Raw genomic sequence first — 1,127 nt, 5'->3', positions numbered from 1 at the left:
GGGGAATATTGCTTGGCATATAGTTGCTCCGTCAGACAACAACTTGACTCTGCTTCGAGAGGAACTGTCATGACCGACTCCGTCGCCAGCACCCGCGAGTTCGAGGGTCTCCAGATCCCGGCCGCCGGCACCTACCAGCTGGATGCCGCGCACAAGCGGGTCGGCTTCGTGGTGCGTCACCTGATGGTCAGCAAGGTGCGCGGCAACTTCGCCGAGGCTGATGCGACCATCACCATCGCCGAGGACCCGCTGCAGTCTTCGGTCACCGCGTCGATCACGACCGCGAGCGTGCAGACCGGCAACGTCGACCGCGACAACCACCTGCGCACCGGCGACTTCTTCGAGGCCGAGAAGTACCCGGCGATCACCTTCCGCAGCACCGGCATCAAGTCGCACGCCGGCGCCGAGTTCGTCCTCGACGGTGAGCTCACCATCAAGGACGTCACCAAGGCGGTCGAGCTGGTCGTCGAGTTCGAGGGCGCGACCACCAGCCCGTACGGTCAGCAGGTCTTCGGTTTCAGCGCGACCACCGAGATCGACCGCGAGGACTGGGGCCTGACCTACAACATGGCGCTTGAGTCCGGCGGCGTCATGATCGGCAAGAAGGTAAAGATCGAGATCGAGGGCGAGGCCATCCGCCAGGCCTGATCCCGCACCGATCCGAGCAGAGCGTCGTCCATTCGGGCGGCGCTCTGCTCGTCTTCCGCCGCTACTAGCGGCATCGTCACGGGGGTGCGAGGGTAAACGATGCGCCGTCGCGCGCTTACCCAGAGCTGATGTGTGTCCGATTAGTCCCTGGCCTTGGTTATGCGTTCCACATAACGTGAGAGCCTCACGCGAATGTGCCAGGAGGTGCGATGGGCAAGGACCTCTCCGGGGTCGTCTTCTCGCAAGACGACCGGGTCCACTACCGGCGGAAGGTCCGGCGCTGCCTCGACGTCCTGGCGCTGATGCTGGATGACTTCGCCTTCGAAACCGAGAGCCCGATGACGGGTCTCGAGATCGAGCTCAACCTCATGGACGCGGACGCCGAGCCGGCCATGCGCAACGCCGAGATCCTGGCCAACCTCGCCGATCCCACCTTCCAGACCGAGCTCGCGCAGTTCAACCTCGAACTCAACGCCCGG

General features: G+C 64.2%; 1 protein-coding gene and 1 pseudogene. Both read left to right on the top strand.

The features are described 5' to 3' along the window. The first annotated feature begins 69 nt into the window (after positions 1-69). Positions 70-648, top strand: coding sequence for a YceI family protein (locus tag DMB66_RS59920; RefSeq protein WP_125812700.1), 579 nt, complete (start codon positions 70-72; stop codon positions 646-648). A 209-nt stretch (positions 649-857) separates the two neighbouring features. Beyond that, a pseudogene (locus DMB66_RS59915) lies at positions 858-1,127 on the top strand (glutamate--cysteine ligase); the annotation flags it as partial.

The organism is Actinoplanes sp. ATCC 53533, from assembly GCF_003947245.1.
This window is presented reverse-complemented; position numbering and strand designations above follow the sequence as displayed.

Bases quoted from the DNA above. Each gene is read 5' to 3' on its own strand.
- DMB66_RS59920 (WP_125812700.1), top strand. From the start codon at position 70: ATGACCGACTCCGTCGCCAGCACCCGCGAGTTCGAGGGTCTCCAGATC.